This window comes from Streptomyces albicerus (assembly GCF_008905045.1).
Taxonomy (GTDB): Bacteria; Actinomycetota; Actinomycetes; order Streptomycetales; family Streptomycetaceae; genus Streptomyces; species Streptomyces albicerus.
Window position 1 is genome coordinate 239,685 of record NZ_VWMY01000003.1, and the last position, 18,390, is coordinate 258,074.

Here is an 18,390-nt window from a genome sequence, read left to right on the forward strand (position 1 = left end):
ACCGACGCCGAACAGGACCCCCGGCCCACCGACGAGGAATCCCAGTCCGCTGCCGTCCGGTCAGCGCTGGTACAGCCCCACGAGGGTGCCGCTGGCCAGTTCCCGTTTCTCGACCGCCTCGTGCACCTGGTCGACGCCGGGCGCGTCGGGGAGGACGCACGGTTCCGACAGGGCGTACAGCCGGAAGAAGTAGCGGTGCGCCTCGTCGCCCGGGGGAGGATGCGGTCCGCCCCAGCCCGGTTCGCCGAAGCCGTTGACGAGTTCGGTGCCGCCGGGCGGGCACTGCCCCGCGTCGACTCCGTCGCTGCGGGGATCGATGCCGACCACGATCCAGTGCGCGAAGTTGCCCGACGGGGCGTCGGGGTCTTCGCACAGCAGCACCAGCTCGGCCGCGTCGTCCGACGCGCCGCTCCACGTCAGCGGAGGAGAGACGTTCTCTCCCTCGTACGCGTACCGACGCGCGATATACGAATGATCATTGAATGCGCTGCTGCGTAGGTCGATGCCAGCCATGTGTGCCGGGGTACCCCGGGCGGAGCCGGACATGCGGAATGTGGCCTGGCCGTCGGCCCGCGCGGGGGCGTCGGCCGGAGCGACGCGGGAGCACGTCCATCGGGTGGGATCCGTCGGTCTGGGAAGGGAGTCGTCCGGGCTGCGGGGCGTGGCGCGAGATGACGCCGATAAGCGGTGTGCTCAGCCTCGAAGCCGGAAACCTACTCAGTCGAGTAAGAGCCGCGGCGTGACGCAGCTCGACATCGGCGCCGGATTCGAGGGCGGACTGTCGGTGGTCATCCTTGCGATCTTCCTGGACAGGGTCACCGGCAGCCTCGGGACACCGCGGCCCCGCCCCGCACGGCCGCTGTCCCGCTCCTCCCGCCGCCGGACGGCGAAGCAGGACCGCGAACCCGAGGTCGCCGCCGTCGTCGAAGCCGTCCCCGTAGGACACATGAGCGTGAAGGGAGCATCCCGATGAGCGTCCGTGAGCATCCAGCGGTTGCCGTCCGCGTCGCTGGGCGGAGGGCCGTCGTCAGGTGTCGGCGGGTCAACCGATCGGATCGGGGCGGTAGTTCGCCTGGTGGAATCGAGCGAGTTGCCGCGCCATGCACACTGAGCACTCGATCCAGCCCAGGTCGTCGTCCTTCGTCCGGGGCCCGCGCGCCGGGGGATCGTGGTCGGCGTGTCCGTCGGCGCGGTAGCGCTCCAGCGTTGCCTGCGGAACGAAGGCGTTGAATTCGCCCTCGTACATGGTCTTCTGGCAGAAGTCGCACGAGTCGGCAACGTCCGGCCGTACGACGTTCTCCGGCCAACTCCCGTAAGTCCGCTCCCATCCCAAGGCCGCGAAGAGAACACATCCGGCCGGGTCCACCGCCCCGGAGTCGGCGGGCCGGCGGTTGTTCACCGCGTTTGACCGGGCCGTGTCCCGATCGAAGACGAAGAACTCGCTGCACGTCTCACAAATGCTCCACGCGCTGTCCTGGCCGGCCATGCTCCGCACGAAGTCGCTGAAGGCCACCAGCAGTTGGTCACCGTCCATAAAGAGGCCCCACACCGCCTTGTTCGCGGAGAAGGCATGCGCCCAGTACCGCTCGGACAACACAACGGTCCTGGTCGGGAGGAAATACGCGCGTTCACGGTCCAGGTCCGCATTGCAGGAGTCACACACTCCCGAGCCACCCGAGCCACCCGAGCCACTGGAACGGACAACCCTCCGGCGGACGGGCTTGTCCGACCGGCCGCCGAACAGCTTGTCCTTGAACCAGCCCATGGGCACCGCTCCTCCGGGACGACGTACGGCGGCCTTACTGTCGAGACCGTCGAGAGTAGGGACGACGCTCCGGGACCGGTCCCGACCGAACCGACCTCGATGGCGGCGAATGACACCGCCCTGCACTTCCGAGCGGTTCCCGCCCAGGCCGGGCGGCCCTTGGAGGACCGGGATCTCAGCCCCAACACCCCTGCGGCGTACGCTGGCCGCATGGTGGACCTCCCCTCGCGTGAACCCGCGGTGGACGCGCGGGCGGTCAAGGTCGGTGTCCTCCTCGCCCGGGAGCCGGATCCGATGGGCGAGTGGCTCGCGGACACGACGTCCTTCGACGCGGCGGGGGTCGACGCTCTGTGGGTCGATTCCGGGCCGGAGCCGAAGTGGGACGTCCTGGCGTTGACGGCGGCGCTCACGGTGCTCACCTCCCGGTCGCTGCTGGTGGTGACGCTGCCCAGCTCAGGCGCTCCGGTGGCGGAACTCGCCCGCACGCTCGAGACGATCGGCAGCCTGAGCCACGGCCGCCTCGTTCTCCTCGCCGATCCCGGTCAGTGCGATCAACTCGCCGTCCACGCCCCCCGCGTGAGGATCTTCCGACGTCTTCCCGACGAGCCGGGCGTATTCGAGGAACCGGGCACGGGCGATGAGGCGGGACGGTGGCTCTCCGTCCCGCCTCCCCAAGGGAGGGCGTCCTGGCGGGCCGCGCTCGCCGATGCCGCCGAACACGGCGTCCACGGGCTGGTGGTGCCCGCCGACCCGCTGCTGCTGGACATCCTGCGGAATCCGGACGACCCGACCGGTCGCCGCGATCTCCACCTCGCCCAGGGCTGAACGAGACCGCCGGGGCCGCGACAGCCTGGCTTCCGGCTCGTTGAAGCATTGACGGCCACCTGCCACGGATCGAAGATGGCATCGGAGAAGACATCGAAGAGGGCCGCGGAGCGCAGTGCGCGTCGTGGTCGATCGAGGTTCGCAAGGCGGGTTACCCGGCGCCGCACCGACAGGGTGCGGGGAAGGAAGACCGGCGATGGAGGACACCACACGGCGTGACTTCCTGGGGTTGAGCGCGGCCGGCACGGGAGCCCTGGGTGTTTCGGCGCTCGGCTTCGATGTCGCTCCCGCCAAGGCGGTGAAGCAGGACCTTCGGATCGAGGGAGCCACCGTCTCGCACTCCGTCTGCCCGTACTGCGCGGTGGGGTGCTCCCTTCTCGCGTACACGAAGAAGAAGCACGGCAGGACCGAGCTGCTCCAGATCGAGGGCGACCCGGACAGCCCGGTCAACGAGGGGACCCTCTGCCCGAAGGGCGCGACCTCGCTGCAGCTCGCCATCTCCCGCCGCCGCGTACCGAGTCCGCTGTACCGCGCGCCCGGGGCCACCGACTGGAAGCGTGTCTCCTGGGAGTTCACCCTGACGAAGCTGGCCCGGAACATCAAGGCGTCACGGGACCGCACGCTCGTCACCAAGGACGCCGACGGGAACACCGTGAACCGCTGCGAAGGCATCGCGTTCGCCGGCGGAGCCGCGTTCAGTTCCGAAGAGGGCTATCTCGCCACCAAGTTGATGCGCGGCCTCGGCCTTGTCCATCTGGAGCAACAGGCCCGGGTTTGACACGGTCCCACGGTGGTCAGTTTGGCCGCCACGTTCGGCCGAGGGGCCATGACCAACCATTGGCGTGACATCAGGCATGCCGATCTGATCCTGGTCAACGGGGCGAATCCCGCCGAGGCCCACCCCGTCGGCTTCCGCTGGCTCATGCGGGCCAAGCTCGACCGCGGCGCGAAGATCATCCATGCCGACCCGCGCTTCACCCGGACCTCCGCCGTCGCCGACACGCACCTGCGCATCCGTACCGGAACCGACGTCGCGTACTTCGGCGGACTGATCAACTACGTCCTCGAAAACGACCTGTACCACAAGGAGTACGTGGAGTTCGCCACCAACGCGGGCCTCGTGATCAAGGACAACTACCAGTTCCAAGACGGGATGTTCAACGGCTTCGACGAGGCCACCGGCGCCTACGACCCCACGGCCTGGACGTACGAGACGGACGACGAGGGCAACGCCGAGGTCGACATCGACCACCCCCGTTCGGTGCTCAACCTGATGCGGGAGCACTACAGCCGGTACACGCCGGAGATGGTCGAGCGCATTACCGGCATCCCGCAGGGCCAGTTCCTCGAGGTGGCCAAGCTGGTCGGCGAGACGGGACGGCCGGAGAAGGTGATGACGATCGTCTACGCGGTCGGCCTCACCCACCACACCACCGGCGTCCAGCTCATCCGCTCCGGGGCGGTGCTTCAGCTGCTGCTCGGCAACATGGGACGCCCCGGCGGCGGCATGAACGCCGAGCGCGGCCACGCCAACATCCAGGGCAACACCGACCACGCGATCTCCTGGGACATCCTGCCCGGCTACCTGCGGATTCCCGCGCCGGGCCAGCGGAACCTCGACGACTACGTGAAGCAGAGCGCGAGCAAGAAGCTGCGGCCGAACGCGGTGAACTTCTTCGGCGAGAACTACCGCAAGTTCATGGTCAGTCTGCTGAAGTCCTGGTACGGCGACGCGGCGACGAAGGACAACGAGTTCGCCTTCGACCGCCTCCCCAAGCCTGCCGCGAACGCGTCCTGGATCTCCATCTTCGATCAGGCGCTGCAGGGCAGGATGGAGGGGCTGATCCTCTCCGGGATGACGGCCACCAGCATCGGGCCGGACTCCAACCAGGTGCTGGAGGCCCTGTCGAGGCTGAAGTGGCTGTGCGTCATGGACCCGTTCCGCACTACCAGTTCGGAGTTCTGGAACGCGCCCGGCATGAACCCGGCCAAGGTGCAGACCGAGGTGTTCATGCTGCCGGCCACGCACTGGATCGAGAAGGACGGTTCGTTCACCAACAGCGGCCGCTGGGTGCAGTGGAAGGACCAGGTCCTGCCGCCCGAGGGCGAGGCACGGCACGACCACTGGATCCTCGCCGAGCTCTTCCTCCGGGTCAGGGAGCTCTACGAGGCGCAGGGCGGCCGGTATCCCGATCCGGTCCGCGAGCTCACCATGCCGTACAAGGATCCACGCAAGCCCCAACTGGACGAGATCGCCCGGGAGATCAACGGCAGCAGCCTCAGGACCGGCAAGCGGCTCGAGACCTTCGCCGCCCTCGCCGACGACGGCACGACGGCCGCGGGCGACTGGATCTACACGGGCCACTACCCGGAGAGCGGCAACCTGGCCAAGCGTCGTGAGGGCGTACAGGATCCGGAGAAGAACGACCCGACGGGCATGGGCTTCTACCCGAACTGGGCGTGGAGTTGGCCCGCCAACCGGCGAGTCCTCTACAACCGGGCCTCCGCGGACCCGCAGGGCCGCCCGTGGGATCCGAAGCGGCCCGGGATCAGCTGGGATGCCGCCGCACGCGCGTGGGTGGGCGACGTGCCCGACTACCCGCCGGACGCGGCGCCCGGCGCCGACGCGCCCCTCCCGTTCATCATGACCGGGGAAGGCCTGGGGCGGCTGTTCAGCAACGGCGTCGCGGACGGTCCCTTCCCCGAGCACTACGAACCGATCGAGTCGCCGGTGCGCAATCCGCTGCACCCCGAGGTGTCGGCGACGCCCGCGGCCTTCCTCTACGACAAGAAGGCGGGCCGGCCGAACCGCTTCGGCACCTCGGCGGACTATCCGTACGTCGCGACGTCGTACCGCCTCACCGAGCACGAGCACTACGTCACCCAGAACGTCGAGCATCTGGTCCAGCTGCAGCCGGAGGCGTTCGTCGAGGTGCCCACCGAACTCGCCCGGGAGAAGGGGATCGAGACCGGTGACCGGGTGCGTGTCTCGTCCAAGCGGGGCAAGCTCGAAGTGCGCGCGGTGGTGACCAGGCGCCTCGGTCCTCTCCAGGTGGACGGGAAGAAGATCTACCAGATCGGCATTCCCATCCACTGGGGTTTCGTCGGCATCAACACCGGCCAGCACTGGCTGGCCAACGCGCTCACCCCGTTCGTCGGCGACGCCAGTTCGCGCACGCCGGAGTTCAAGGCGTTCCTCGTCGACATCGAGAAGATGTGATGGCCGTGCTGCGCGCCGAGGCGAACCCGTGGGCGGATCCCCGCCGACGGGCGGAGTCCCTGCGCGCACGGCACGCCTACGCCACGGAGGTGCTCACCCTCTACCTCGCGCTGCTCGACGTGTGGGAGGAGTCGTGGGCGGCCGCGCGTACGGAGCAGCCGGAATCGCTCCCCGACTGGGCCGCGCGGCGCGTGCTGCCCCGCGTCGTCGCGGCGACGGCGGCCCATGGTCCGAAGCCACTCGCCGACAGCCTCACGGGCGCGGGCCGTGCGGAGGCCGGCGCGGCCGAGGATCTGCTGGCCGCCTGGCTCGCGGGCGCTGAACTCGTCCCGGTGGAGCGGTACTTGGCCCGCACCTCACTGCGCGGGCCACTGAAGACGGTGGACGCCGATGTCGCGTGCGCGGGGGACCGCTCACCGAGGGGCGGCCGCCGCTGCCCGCGCTGCGGCGGCCCGCCTCAGCTCAGCTTCCGTACCGACTCCGGCGATCAACTGGTCAGCGGACGCCGGAGGCTGCTGTGCGCCCGGTGCGGGGAGAGCTGGGGCTTCACCGCCAACACCTGCGCCTCGTGCGGGGAGACGGCAGGGGCGCGGCGCACCGTCTACTCCGAACAGCGCGAAGGCCCGGAGGTGGGTCGTGGCGACGGCGGCGACGCTACGTTTCCGCATCTGCGCGTCGAAGCCTGTGCGAGCTGCAGCCGGTACCTGATCGACGTCGATCTGGGCCGCGACCCCCGGGCCGTACCGGAGGTCGACGAACTGACGGCGCTGCCTCTCGACCTGTACGCGGCCGAGCACGGCTTTTCCAAGATCACACCCAACGTGATGGGGTTCTGAGATGGCAAGGATCACGCCTGGCCAGGCCTACGGGTTCTTCACCGACACGAGCGTGTGCATCGGCTGCAAGGCCTGCGAGGTGGCCTGCAAGGAGTGGAACGAACTGCCCGGGAACGAGCCGGTCTTCGGCGACGGATACGACAACACCGGGAGCCTGGACGCGCAGAACTGGCGGCACGTGCAGTTCATCGACAACGTGCCGGACGAGACGAGCGGCACCGGCCAGGGCAAGGCCTGGCTGATGATGTCGGACGTCTGCAAGCACTGTCAGCACGCGAGTTGTATGGAGGTCTGCCCGACCGGCGCGATCATCCGGACCGAGTTCGACAGCGTCTTCATCCAGCCCGACGTGTGCAACGGCTGCCGCAACTGCATCGCCGCGTGCCCGTACGACGTGATCGCACAGGACGAGCACAAGGGAGTCGCGCAGAAGTGCACTCTCTGCTACGACCGGCTCCAGGGAGACATGGAACCGGCCTGCGCGAAGGCCTGTCCGACCGAGTCGATCCAGTTCGGTCCGGTCGAGGAACTGCAGCGTGCCGCGCGCCAACGTGTCAGCGATCTGCACGACCAAGGTGTCACCGAAGCACGGCTGTACGGCGAGGACGACTCGATCTACGGCGGGCTCAACGCGTTCTTCCTGCTCATGGACGAACCCGAGGCCTACAAACTGCCGAACGAGCAGAACGCCGTGCTGCCGCGGCGCAACAACGTGCCCGGTTATCTCGGCACCCTGGGCACCGCCGTCCTGGCCGTGCTCGGCGGCCTGATCGCGCTGCGCCGACGCCGGGAGCCGACCCCCGCAACGTCCTCCGGCACTACGCCCCCTGACCCCGAGGCGGGTGACGAGTGATGCTCCTGGCCGAGGAGGTCCAGCACTTCGTCCGCTCCCCCGACTGGACCTGGTTCATCCTCTTCTACTTCTTCTTCGCCGGTATCTCCGGCGGCGCCTACGCCATCGCCGCCCTGTTCCGCCTGCGCGGAGAGCCCTCGGACGAGCACGCGGCCCGGCTCGGCCACTACGTCTCGTTCGCCGCGCTGCTGCCGTGCCCGGTCATGCTGGTCCTCGACCTCGGCAGCCCGCTTCGCTTCTGGCACATGATGTGGAACACCACACCCGGTGAGGCGGGCTTCAACTTCAAGTACTGGTCCCCGATGTCCGTCGGGGTGTGGGCCCTGCTGGTGTTCGGCGCGTTCGCCACGGTGTCGTTCATCCAGGCGCTCGTGCGCGACGGACGGATCCGCCTGTCGCTCGTACGGCGGCCGGTCAAGCTCCTCGACGGGGTCCTCGGCGAGCTGGTCGTCGCCATCGGGGCCGTCTTCGGTCTGTTCGTCGCCGGCTACACCGGCGTACTGCTGTCCGTCTCCAACCAGCCGGTGTGGAGCGACACCTGGGCACTCGGCGGGCTCTTCCTGGCCTCCGGCATGACCGCCTCGGCGGCCCTGCTGCTTCTGCTGCTGCGCCACCGCCGCTCGGCGGAGCCGAGCGCGGCCAAACTCATCGTCTCCGAACGCCTCTACGCGCTCCTCGAGCTCGCCCTGATCGTGATCTTCCTGCTCACACTGATCCCGGCCGACGCGGTGGGAACCGTCTTCGGCTTCCCCTGGATCCTGCTCTGGCTGGTCGTGTTCGCCGGGCTTCTGCCGGGCGTCGGCGGCCTGCTCGCCTCCCGCCTCGCCGTCACGGGCGAGGGGGTGCCGGTGCCCCTCCAGTCGGCTTCGGCCGTACGGTCGTTGGCGATGCCCGCCCTTGTCCTTCTCGGCGTGCTCGCGCTGCGCGCCGCCGTCATCTTCAGCATCCAGTAGGCCGGTGCCATGACCACCGCCCCGACCCGCGAGCAGGTGACCGAGGCGCTGGCCACGGTCCAGGACCCGGAGATCCACCGGCCGATCACCGACCTCGGCATGATCGAGCAGGTGGACATCGGCTCCGACGGATCCGTACGCGTCGCGGTGCTCCTGACCGTCGGCGGGTGCCCGCTGCACGAGACGATCAAGCGTGACGTCACGGGTGCGGTGTCGCGGCTTTCCGGGGTGTCGCGGGTCGACGTCGGATTCGGCGTGATGAGCGACGGACAGCGCCGGGCGCTGCAGGACCGGCTGATGGGCGACCGGGGCGGCCGCGAGATCCCCTTCGCCAGGCCCGGTTCGCTGACGCGGGTCTACGCCGTCGCGAGCGGCAAGGGCGGGGTGGGCAAGTCGTCCGTGACCGTGAACCTGGCCGCGGCGATCGCGGCGACGGGACGCAGGGTCGGCATCGTCGACGCCGACATCTACGGGCATTCGGTTCCCCGGATGCTGGGGGTGACCGGCAGGCCCACCCAGGTGGAGCAGATGATCATGCCTCCCTCGGCGCGGGGCATGAGCGTCATCTCGATCGGGATGTTCACCGCCGGCAACACACCGGTCGTCTGGCGAGGGCCCATGCTGCACCGCGCCCTGCAGCAGTTCCTGGCCGATGTGTACTGGGGCGATCTGGACTTCCTGTTCATGGATCTGCCACCGGGCACGGGCGACATCGCGATATCCGTCGGCCAACTGGTGCCGTCGGCGGAGATCCTGGTCGTGACGACACCGCAGCAGGCCGCGGCGGAGGTGGCCGAGCGGGCCGGTGCGATCGCGCTGCAGACCCATCAGCGGATCGTGGGCGTGGTCGAGAACATGTCGTGGCTGCCGTGCCCGCACTGCGGCGGGAAGGTGGAGGTGTTCGGATCGGGTGGCGGCCGACGCGTGGCGGAGGCGCTCACCAGGAGCGTGGGCGCGGACGTTCCGCTCCTCGGCCAGGTGCCGTTGGACGTACTGCTGCGCGAGGCGGGCGACACCGGGGAGCCGCTGGTGCTGACCGATCCGGACGCACCGGCCGCCAAGGAGCTCCGGTCCGTCGCCGACCGGCTCGGCGCACGAGGGCTCGGCCTGGCCGGGCGTCGACTCGGCCTCACCCCGGTCAGCTCCTCGGCGTCCCACCACGCTCATCGCCATGACTGAGCGCTCCGCTGGAAGCACGGTGATGCTGTATCGATATGCGGCTCCGCCGCGTGCGCGGGCCGGTGGGGGCTGGTCGCGCAGTTCCCCGCGCCCCTTACGGGGCGCGGTACCGCGCCGGACTTCGCCGAGGCCACTTAGAACCTTTCTGAGTCCGGCTGGTTGACAGACGGATCCCGTCGGCCAAGGTGGGGGGCGGAGGCGTCTGGGTGGCTGGTGCCCCTCCCGGTCTTCAAAACCGGTGTGGTCCGGAATCCGGGCCAGGCGGGTTCGATTCCCGTCCGCCTCCGCCACAGCACCGATGCGGTGCGAGGGACTGGGTGGTGACGTGAGCACTGACCAGACGAGGGACCGGCGGCGCGGCGTGCCGCGCACGGATGCCGTTCTCCGGGATCCCCGACTCGTCGCGGCCGTCGACACACTGGGCCGTGCGGCGGTGAAGGACGTCGTCGCGCTGGCGCAGGAGCGGGTACGGCGCGGTGAGATCCTGCCGGACTCCGTCGCCGACGTCGCGGCCGCGTCCCTGCCGCGCCACGCCACCACACTGCGCCCGGTGGTCAACGCCACCGGTGTCGTGCTGCACACGAACCTCGGCCGCGCCCCGCTCTCGGCGGCCGCGGTCGACGCGCTGCGGGCGGCTGCCGGGACCACGGACATCGAGTTCGACCTGGCCACCGGGCAACGCGCCCGTCGCGGCCGCGGCGCCCTGGAGGCGCTGGCCGCCGCCGTTCCGGCCGCCGAGGCGGTGCACGTGGTCAACAACGGCGCGGCCGCGCTCGTCCTGGTCGCCACCGCGCTGGCGACCGGTCGCGACATCGTGGTGAGCCGCGGTGAACTGATCGAGATCGGCGACGGGTTCCGGCTGCCGGACCTCCTGGAGTCCACCGGCGCCCGGCTGCGCGAGGTGGGCACGACGAACCGCACGTCCCTGCGCGACTACGCGGCCGTGATCGGCCCGGACACCGGGTTCGTGCTCAAGGTCCACCCCTCCAACTTCGTCGTACGAGGCTTCACTTCCGCGGTCGCGACGCGTGACCTGGCCGGCCTCGACGTCCCCGTGGTCGTCGACATCGGCTCCGGTCTGCTCGCCCCCGAACCCCTGCTCAGGGACGAGCCGGACGCGACCACCGGGCTGGGCGACGGCGCCGCGCTCGTCACGGCAAGCGGTGACAAGCTGCTCGGCGGCCCGCAGGCGGGGCTGCTCCTCGGCCGCGCGGCCATCGTGGCACGGCTGCGTCGGCATCCCCTGGCGCGGGCGCTGCGGGTCGACAAGCTCACGCTCGCCGCGCTGGAGGCCACCCTGCGCGGACCGCAGTCGCCCACCTGGCAGGCACTGCACCGTCACGGACCCGATCTCCGGTCACGCGCCTATGAGTTGAGCGCCGCTCTCCGTGACCACGGGGTCGCCGCCGAGGCCGTCGGAACCGCCAGTGTGGTGGGCGGCGGCGGAGCACCGGACGTCACCCTGCCCTCCTGGGCCGTCGCCCTCTCCCCCGCCCTCACCTCGCCGCTGCGTGCGGGCGAGCTGTCCGTAGTGGGCCGGGTGGAGCGCGGGCAGCTGCTGCTCGACCTGCGGTGCGCACCTCCTGACCAGGACGAGACGCTCCGCACCGCCGTGCTCTCCGCCGCCCGGGACCGGCAGGCCTGACATGTATGTCATCGCCACCGCCGGTCACGTCGACCACGGGAAGTCGACCCTCGTCCACGCGCTGACCGGGATGCAGCCCGACCGGTGGGCGGAGGAACGGCGCCGCGGGCTGACGATCGATCTCGGGTTCGCGTGGACGGAGTTGCGGCCCGGGGCGACCGTCGCGTTCGTCGACGTACCAGGACACGAGCGGTTCGTCCCGAACATGCTGGCCGGCATCGGTCCCGTACCGGCAGCGCTCTTCGTCGTGGCCGCGGACGAGGGCTGGATGCCGCAGTCGGCCGAACACCTCGCGGCGCTGCACGCCCTCGACGTACGCCACGGCCTGCTCGCCGTCACCCGCAGCGATCTCGCCGACCCCCGGCCCGCGACCGACCAGGCGCTGGCCGAGATCCGTCGTACCTCGCTCGGCGAGGTCGAGGCCCTGGCCTTGAGCCCGCCGACCGGCGCGGGCACACCCGAACTGCGTGCGGCGCTGGACCGGCTGCTCGCCGGACTGCCGGCGCCGGACCTGAATGCGCCGGTACGGCTGTGGATCGACCGCTCGTTCTCCATCCGGGGCAGCGGAACCGTCGTCACGGGAACCCTCTCCGCCGGACGGATGCGCGTCGGGGACGAGATGGAGATCGCTTCCCAGGGACGCACGGTGCGCGTACGTGCCCTGCAGTCGCTGGGGCGGCCGATCGCCGAGGCGGCGGCCGTCGCCCGCATCGCCGTGAACCTGCGCGGCGTCGAGTCCCACGAGCTGCGCCGCGGGGACGCGTTGCTCACGCCGCACCGGTTCCGTCCGAGCGACGTGCTCGACGCCCGCGTCCACGGCGACCCCGTCGCGTCCCTGCCGCGCGATGTGATGCTGCACATCGGCTCGGCGGCCGTGCCCGCCCAGGTACGTCCGCTCGGCGCCGACACCGCCCGGCTCACCCTCGCCCGCCCGCTGCCGCTGCGTCTCGGCGACCGCGGCCTGCTCCGCAATCCGGGACTGCACCACGTCAGCGGCGGCACCACCGTGCTCGACGTGGCACCACCGGCACTGGTCCGGCGCGGCGCGGCCGTCTCCCGCGCGAAGGTGCTGGCCACGCTGGACGGGCGCGCCGATCAGTACTCGGAGCTGCGGCGCCGCGGCATCGCGCGCAGCGAGGACCTGGAACGCATGGGCGTCACCGTGACGGCCCGCCCGGTGGCGGGCAGTTGGCTGGTCGACGACCGCCTGTGGGCGGAACTGCGGTCGAGACTGTCACGGTTCGTGGCCGACTGGTCGCGCGGACATCCACTCGAACCGGGCCCTCCCCTCGACGTGGTCCGGCGAGCGCTGCGCCTGCCCGACCGCACCCTCGTCCACGCCCTGCTCACGCCGCCACTGGCCGTCCGGGCCGGCCGTATCGTCCGGGCCGACCGGCAGGCAGCCCTCCCGCCGCCCGTCGCCCTGGCCGTCGCGAAGGTCCGCGCCGAACTGGCGGCAGCACCGTTCGCCGCACCGCAGACCGTACGGCTCACCGAACTCGGCCTGGGTCCACGGGAGTTGGCGGCGGCCGTACGGACCGGCGCGCTGGTCCGGCTCGCCGAAGGCGTCGTGCTGCTGCCGTCCGCGATCCACGACGCGGCGAAGGCGCTCGGTGCGCTGCCGCAGCCGTTCACCGTGGGCGAGGCACGCGCGGCTCTCGGGACGACGCGCCGGGTCGCCGTACCGCTGCTGGAGCTCTTGGACCGACGGGGTCTCACCCAGCGGCTGCCCGACGACCGACGGCGCACACGGGACCATGCGAAGCCGCGGGAAGGGCGATCATGACGGTGACCGAAGGTGTCCGGCTCACGCAGTACGCGCACGGCGGCGGCTGCGCCTGCAAGATCCCGCCGGGCGAGCTGGAGGAGATGGTCCGCGGACTCGCGGGCTCGGGCCCGGTGCGCGAGCCGCTGGGCGACCTGATCGTGGGGCTCGACACCGGCGACGACGCCGCGGTGGTCCGGATCAAGGACGGCCGGGCGCTGGTGGCGACGACCGACTTCTTCACGCCCGTGGTCGACGACGCGTACGACTGGGGCCGGATCGCGGCCGCGAACGCGCTCTCCGACGTGTACGCCATGGGCGGTGAGCCGGTGGTCGCCGTCAATCTGCTGGGCTGGCCACGCGGGGTGCTGCCGTTCGAACTGGCCGCGGAAGTGCTGCGCGGCGGCGTGTCCGTCACCCGCGAGGCCGGCTGCCATCTCGCGGGCGGGCACAGCGTCGACGACCCCGAACCGAAGTACGGCCTGGCCGTCACCGGGATCGCCGACCCCGACAGACTCCTGCGCAACGACACCGGCCGCCCCGGACAGCCGCTCACGCTGACCAAGCCGCTCGGCATCGGCGTACTGAACAGCCGCCACAAGGCGACCGGAGAGGTCTTCCCCGAAGCGGTGGCCACGATGATCCGGCTCAACCGGGACGCATCGCGCGCCGCCGTCGACGCCGGGATCCGCTGCGCCACGGATGTCACCGGCTTCGGCCTCCTGGGCCATCTGTTCAAGCTGGCCGCGGCGAGTGGGGTCACCGCGATCGTGGACGCGGCCGCGGTGCCGTACCTCGAAGCCGCCCGGGCAGCGCTGCGCGACGGTTACGTCAGCGGCGGAACGCGGCGAAACCTGGAGTGGGTGTCGCCGCACGCGGAGCTGTCATCAGTGGCCCCGGACGAGGCCCTGCTGCTCGCCGATGCCCAGACGTCGGGCGGTCTGCTGATCGCCGGCGAGCTGCCCGGCATGCCCGTCATCGGCGAGCTCGTGCCACGGGGCGAGCATGCGCTGGTCGTTCGCTGAGGCGAGGCATGCGCCCGCGCGTCCGGAACCTGCGCCCCCCCCTTGACCCCGAGCTCCTCAGTAGACGGACAGGCCGTAGGTGTTCAGCACTTCTTGGATCGGCTGGTAGTAGGTGGTCCCTCCCGTGGCGCAGTTCCCGGAGCCGCCGGAGAGGATGCCGATGACCTTGTCGCCTGCGTAGAGCGGGCCGCCGCTGTCGCCCGGCTCGGCGCAGATGTTGGTCTGGATCAAACCGTAGACGATGGCTCCGCTGCCGTAGTTGACGGTCGCGTTGAGGGCGGTGACCACGCCGCATCGGACGCCGGTGGTCGCTCCCCGACGGCAGACGCTCTGACCGACGTAAGCGGTCGCGGTCCCGGTGACGTCGACGGTTCCGATGGTCCCGGGGTGCGGCACGGCCGGGTTGGAGTACCGGACGACGCCGAAGTCGTTGCCGGGGAAGCTCGTGCCGGTGGTGGGGCCGATCATCGTGGCCATCGCGGAACCGGTGTACCAGGTGGGCATGCTGTCGGTGCAGTGGCCGGCGGTGACGAAGTAGTACGTGGAGCCGCTCTGCACATTGATCCCTGCCGAGCAGCGCCAACCGGAAGCGTAGATGCCGTCGCCGCCCGACAGGAGGGTGCGCAGCCGGCCGTCGAGCCGTTCGAGGGTCATGGCACCGGCGAAATGCCCGGTGGCCCGGCGGAGCCTGGCCAGGTCGGCGTCCGCGACGGTGGAGTCAGCGAGAACCCGCAGTTTCCCGGTCCGCTCGTCCACGGCCCAGGTCGTCCCGGCGATCCCCAGGGATTCGACGGCCGAGGCCACGCCGGACACCGAAGCGGCGGACGGTGCGGCGCCAGCCGTGGGCGCTGCGGCCGCGTCGGTGCCGGACACCGCCAGGGCGGCCACGACGAGCAGGCTCAATACCGAGGCGATCAGCTGCGAAGGTCTGATGGTGGTACGGCGTGCTCTCATCACCCAAATCCCCCTGAAGGCGGTCGGTCAGGTTCGCCACGCCCGACTGGTCTCCGGGCGTGCCGTGCTTCCGTGCCGTGCTTCCGTGCCGAGAGCTGGTGCGTGCGCGGTGACGAAGTGCGCGTCTGTGGCCCCGACATCCCTTTCGGGATACGAGATGGCGCGCGGCTGGGGCGGGACGCGGCCCCGGCGTGGCCGACGGGGCCCGGTGGCAGCCGGCGAACGCCTCATTGTCCCCGGCCGCGCCCGACGGGGGTAGGCCAACTCCGGCCGCACCCTCGCGGCGGGTCCGGACTTTCGATCCGCGCCGCATCGGCCCGGACACCCCTTCGACTCCCAGGGACGCCGGGCCGATGTGCGCGCATGAAGCGCTGTTCCTACTTGCTGACCGCGAAGCGCATCAGGGCCTGCTCGTCGCCTTGCTTGATCTTCCCCACTTCGTTGATCACCTGGAGCTTCCAACCCCCGCCGGCTCGCATCGCCTTGGCCACGGCGCAGGCGTTGTCGCTGCTGAGGAGGCTCGGCCAGATGTCGGCGACCTGCTGGGTGCTGCCCCCGGTCGCGTCGTACACCTTGAAGCTGATGTTCCGCGCCTTCTGGAAGGAGCTGTGCTTCTTGTAGGCGGCAGCGATGAACACGATGGCCGTGATGTTGGGCGGGATCTTGGCGAAGTCGACGGCCACGGTCTCGTCGTCTCCGTCCCCGCGTCCGGTCTGGTTGTCGCCGCTGTGCACCAACGAGCCGTTGCCCAGCGGGTCCAGAGAGTCGAGACCCGCCAGCCGCACGGGGTCCGCCCCCTGCATCGCGATGGCGATCAGATCAAGGTCGGTGCCGGTCTTCTGGCGGAGCTTCCCCATCAGCCCGCCGCTGCTCCCCACGGTGGGATCCCAGGACGCCCCGATAGAGAGGTGGGTCACTCCGTCCAGATCCGCCGGGCCGTCTTCCTTGGTCAGTGTGATCATGCGTGATCCTCTTCGTGATGGACTGCTACGCATGAAGTCTGCCTGAAGAACGCTGAGTCCTCAGCGCTCGGCACACCTGGTTCGGGAACAGCCGTTCAATTCCCTGTCCCGCGGGCCCGGTTTGCATGGGGTCACGATCGCCTCGCGAAGATCCTCTACGGCGGGCTCCCGTTGGCCGCGGCAAGCGGCGGAGCGCTGTCAGTGGTGGGTGGCAGCATCGGACGCATGACGGAGACTACGGCTTTCGACTGGCGGTCCTTCCTGCTCAGGTGGAGCGGGAAGTGGGCAGATTCCCTGCCGGACGGCGAGACGCGGGGCGAGGACGACGAGGCCGCCCGGCAAGCGCGGTGGCTGGGGTTCCCACCCGCGTCCGAGGAGCGGATCGCAGCCATGGAGGAGCGCCTCGGCCAACAGATGCCCCCGTCGTACCGGGAGTTCCTCAAGGTCAGCGACGGGTGGCGGCACGCGGGCGGGTTCGTGTGGCTGCTGGCGGGGACCGAGGACGCGCACTGGCACAACAACGAGTCGGGACTCGCGGACATGTTCGAGGAGTACCTGGACGAGGACGCCGGGCCCGAGGAGCGGCGGGAGGCGGACATCTGGCGGCGCGGGCTGCAGCTCGACGTCGAGTCCGACATCACCCACGTCCTCTTGGATCCCGAGGACGTGGATGAGGACGGTGAGTGGGCCGTGTACACGTGGGCGAGCTGGCGGGCCGCGCCACCCGAGCGGCACGCGAACTTCCTCGAGTTCATGCGGGACATGTTCCGGGAGTTCCACAGCCTGCTGGCGCGTCGGATGGACGGGGAGGCGGTGTTCGCCAACGACACGACGCGAAAGCTGGACGCCCTGGTGGAGGAGGCCCGGCTGGAGGCGCTGCGCGGCGGCTGGGAACGGGCCGTGAAGGCGCTGGACGAGGCCAAGGAGTACGGCCGGCCGCGGGCCGCCGGGCTGGGTGACCAGATACGCCGCCTGCTCGGAGAGACCCACATGGTGTACTTCGACGGACTGGTGACGGACCCTCTGTACGCGCCCGAGCTGCTGCCGCCGCTGGTCGCCGAGCACGCGGTGCACTCTTACCGGGACGACTCCACGGTGACGTTCCATCTGCGGGGCGCCGACGACGACCTGGTGTCACTGGCTCACGCGACGCTGGATCAGGTGCGCAACGGCACGTACCGGTACAGGGCGGCCGGACCGTTCGGGGAAGCGGTCGAGCGGGCGCGGGAGCTGGCGCGATGGGGAGACAGCGACGGGGCATGGCGGACGCTGAGAAACGCTGTCCACCTGTGGGAGCCGCTGGGACCGGACCACCTGGCGCCGCTGGGATGGGTGGCCGACCCCGTACTCGGGCCGCTGCTGACCCCGGAGCGGGGTCGTGAGCTGCTGTCCACGCCCAGGGGCGGGCATGCGGGTGAGGCACCGAGTCCGACGGCCGGGCTCGACCCGGCCGACCTGGCGTGGCTCGCGGAGCCGGACCCGGGCAACAACCGCACGTCCTACCGGTTCGTCCTGGTGGAGGGGGTGGAGCCGGAGGAGCTGCCCGGACGTCTCGCGGACCAGGACGGCACCGTGCTGAACGAACCCATGACCTCTTGGGAGGCGCGCCACAGATCGTTGCGCGACCAAACAGAGTTCTCGTCCTACGAAGACAGGGCTCTCATGGCAGTCGGCCGGGCCGGCACCGGCTGGAGCTTCGCCTTCGACGGCGCCCCCGCCCCGTTCCACCGGCAGCGGTTCGTCTCCCCAGCCGAAGCCGCCAGCACAGGCACCCGCGCGGTGGTGGTGTGGAGCGGCCTGAGGACACGGCACGCGGAACCGTTCTTCCACCTTTCGGTAGCGCGAGACGGTGCCGAGCAGTACGCATTCACGTACGCGGACGGAGGGATCCACAAAAGCGGGGAGATACCGCGAGCGCTGGATCCGAGCCGGTTCTTCGGCGACATGGAGGACGGTGCCGAGGCGGAACGGTCACTGCTGGAAGCGGTGACCGGGGAGTTCGGTGCCTGTCTGCCGCGTCACGCCATCGTGAACGGGCGGCTGCACACATTCACCGCCCGCTCATGGACGCGGCCACCGAAGGACGGCGAGACGTACACGGTGATCCGCATACATCAGGGAACCGCGCGCCCGGCGGACGGCGAGCGGGCGGGAGACGACGGGCCGGGAAGCAGATAGCGACCTCCAGGCCGCGCAGGTTGTCGATGCGGTTACGCATCGAACTCCATGAGCCCGAGCCCGATGAAAACCAGGCAAAGCATGTTGAAAAGGTCGGCGCGAATCAACATCAAACGCCCTCTCAGTGGGCATTTAGGTATGGCTTGCGGCGTTACGTCGCTCTTGCGGCTGGTGCTCTTTGTGGTGTTTTACGTCCTGCATGCAGCTTCACGGCGTTCCAGGCTCCGGCC

The 18,390-nt window shown here is 70.4% G+C and carries 17 protein-coding genes and 1 tRNA gene; 14 read left to right on the forward strand and 4 right to left on the reverse strand.

What is annotated here, in order from left to right; genetic code table 11:
* Positions 1-60: 60 nt before the first annotated feature.
* The gene (locus GAS53_RS04015) at positions 61-513 is read right to left on the reverse strand and encodes a YbhB/YbcL family Raf kinase inhibitor-like protein (protein ID WP_151475996.1); all 453 of its coding nucleotides are present in this window, start codon (positions 511-513) and stop codon (positions 61-63) included.
* Between the two features lie 226 nt (positions 514-739).
* Here GAS53_RS04015 and GAS53_RS56005 point away from each other — a divergent pair, with 226 nt between their 5' ends.
* Entirely contained in the window at positions 740-973 is a 234-nt protein-coding gene (locus GAS53_RS56005; protein WP_225858701.1) for a hypothetical protein, read from the forward strand.
* A 69-nt stretch (positions 974-1,042) separates the two neighbouring features.
* On the opposite strand, the gene GAS53_RS04025 is transcribed toward GAS53_RS56005, so the two are convergent.
* Positions 1,043-1,765, reverse strand: a complete 723-nt coding sequence (locus GAS53_RS04025) for a hypothetical protein (protein WP_151475997.1) — start codon at positions 1,763-1,765, stop codon at positions 1,043-1,045.
* A gap of 210 nt (positions 1,766-1,975) precedes the next feature.
* Between GAS53_RS04025 and GAS53_RS04030 the strand changes: the two genes are divergently transcribed.
* The 11 genes from GAS53_RS04030 to selD all read left to right on the forward strand — a co-directional run bounded on the left by GAS53_RS04030 (position 1,976) and on the right by selD (position 14,066).
* Positions 1,976-2,590: a hypothetical protein gene (locus GAS53_RS04030; RefSeq protein WP_151475998.1), complete on the forward strand. Its 615-nt coding sequence runs from the start codon at positions 1,976-1,978 to the stop codon at positions 2,588-2,590.
* A 196-nt stretch (positions 2,591-2,786) separates the two neighbouring features.
* Positions 2,787-3,368 carry a twin-arginine translocation signal domain-containing protein gene (locus GAS53_RS56010; RefSeq protein ID WP_225858702.1) on the forward strand — a complete coding sequence of 194 codons (582 nt, stop codon included), beginning with the start codon at positions 2,787-2,789 and terminating at the stop codon, positions 3,366-3,368.
* A 12-nt stretch (positions 3,369-3,380) separates the two neighbouring features.
* Positions 3,381-5,810, forward strand: a complete 2,430-nt coding sequence (gene fdnG, locus GAS53_RS04035; protein WP_225858703.1) for a formate dehydrogenase-N subunit alpha — start codon at positions 3,381-3,383, stop codon at positions 5,808-5,810.
* On the forward strand, positions 5,810-6,646 hold the full coding sequence (locus GAS53_RS04040; protein ID WP_151476000.1) for a formate dehydrogenase accessory protein FdhE domain-containing protein: 837 nt from the start codon (positions 5,810-5,812) through the stop codon (positions 6,644-6,646). The genes fdnG and GAS53_RS04040 overlap by 1 nt, the downstream gene beginning before the upstream one ends.
* Before the next feature lies 1 nt (position 6,647).
* On the forward strand, positions 6,648-7,499 hold the full coding sequence (locus GAS53_RS04045) for a 4Fe-4S dicluster domain-containing protein (protein WP_151476001.1): 852 nt from the start codon (positions 6,648-6,650) through the stop codon (positions 7,497-7,499).
* Complete coding sequence (nrfD, locus tag GAS53_RS04050) at positions 7,499-8,452, forward strand: NrfD/PsrC family molybdoenzyme membrane anchor subunit (protein ID WP_151476002.1); 954 nt, start codon at positions 7,499-7,501, stop codon at positions 8,450-8,452. Before GAS53_RS04045 ends, nrfD begins: the two co-directional genes overlap by 1 nt.
* Before the next feature lie 9 nt (positions 8,453-8,461).
* Positions 8,462-9,631: an Mrp/NBP35 family ATP-binding protein gene (locus GAS53_RS04055; RefSeq protein WP_151476003.1), complete on the forward strand. Its 1,170-nt coding sequence runs from the start codon at positions 8,462-8,464 to the stop codon at positions 9,629-9,631.
* A gap of 194 nt (positions 9,632-9,825) precedes the next feature.
* Positions 9,826-9,921: transfer RNA gene (locus GAS53_RS04060), tRNA-Sec, on the forward strand.
* 8 nt (positions 9,922-9,929) lie between these two features.
* Positions 9,930-11,276 (forward strand): L-seryl-tRNA(Sec) selenium transferase, encoded by a 1,347-nt coding sequence (selA, locus tag GAS53_RS04065; RefSeq protein WP_151476004.1) that lies wholly within the window; start codon positions 9,930-9,932, stop codon positions 11,274-11,276.
* 1 nt (position 11,277) lies between these two features.
* A complete protein-coding gene (gene selB, locus GAS53_RS04070) occupies positions 11,278-13,062 on the forward strand; it encodes a selenocysteine-specific translation elongation factor (protein ID WP_151476005.1) in 1,785 nt (594 codons plus the stop codon).
* Positions 13,059-14,066 carry a selenide, water dikinase SelD gene (gene selD, locus GAS53_RS04075; RefSeq protein ID WP_151476006.1) on the forward strand — a complete coding sequence of 336 codons (1,008 nt, stop codon included), beginning with the start codon at positions 13,059-13,061 and terminating at the stop codon, positions 14,064-14,066. The genes selB and selD overlap by 4 nt, the downstream gene beginning before the upstream one ends.
* A gap of 57 nt (positions 14,067-14,123) precedes the next feature.
* Here selD and GAS53_RS04080 read toward each other — a convergent pair whose 3' ends face one another.
* Positions 14,124-15,020, reverse strand: coding sequence for a S1 family peptidase (locus GAS53_RS04080; RefSeq protein ID WP_151476007.1), 897 nt, complete (start codon positions 15,018-15,020; stop codon positions 14,124-14,126).
* A 377-nt stretch (positions 15,021-15,397) separates the two neighbouring features.
* A complete protein-coding gene (locus GAS53_RS04085; protein ID WP_151476008.1) occupies positions 15,398-15,982 on the reverse strand; it encodes a TerD family protein in 585 nt (194 codons plus the stop codon).
* A gap of 225 nt (positions 15,983-16,207) precedes the next feature.
* On the opposite strand from GAS53_RS04085, the gene GAS53_RS04090 reads away from it, so the two are divergent.
* Positions 16,208-18,160: an SMI1/KNR4 family protein gene (locus GAS53_RS04090; protein ID WP_151476009.1), complete on the forward strand. Its 1,953-nt coding sequence runs from the start codon at positions 16,208-16,210 to the stop codon at positions 18,158-18,160.
* A 26-nt stretch (positions 18,161-18,186) separates the two neighbouring features.
* A partial coding sequence (locus GAS53_RS56015; RefSeq protein WP_225858705.1) for a hypothetical protein occupies positions 18,187-18,390 on the forward strand: 204 nt, incomplete at its 3' end.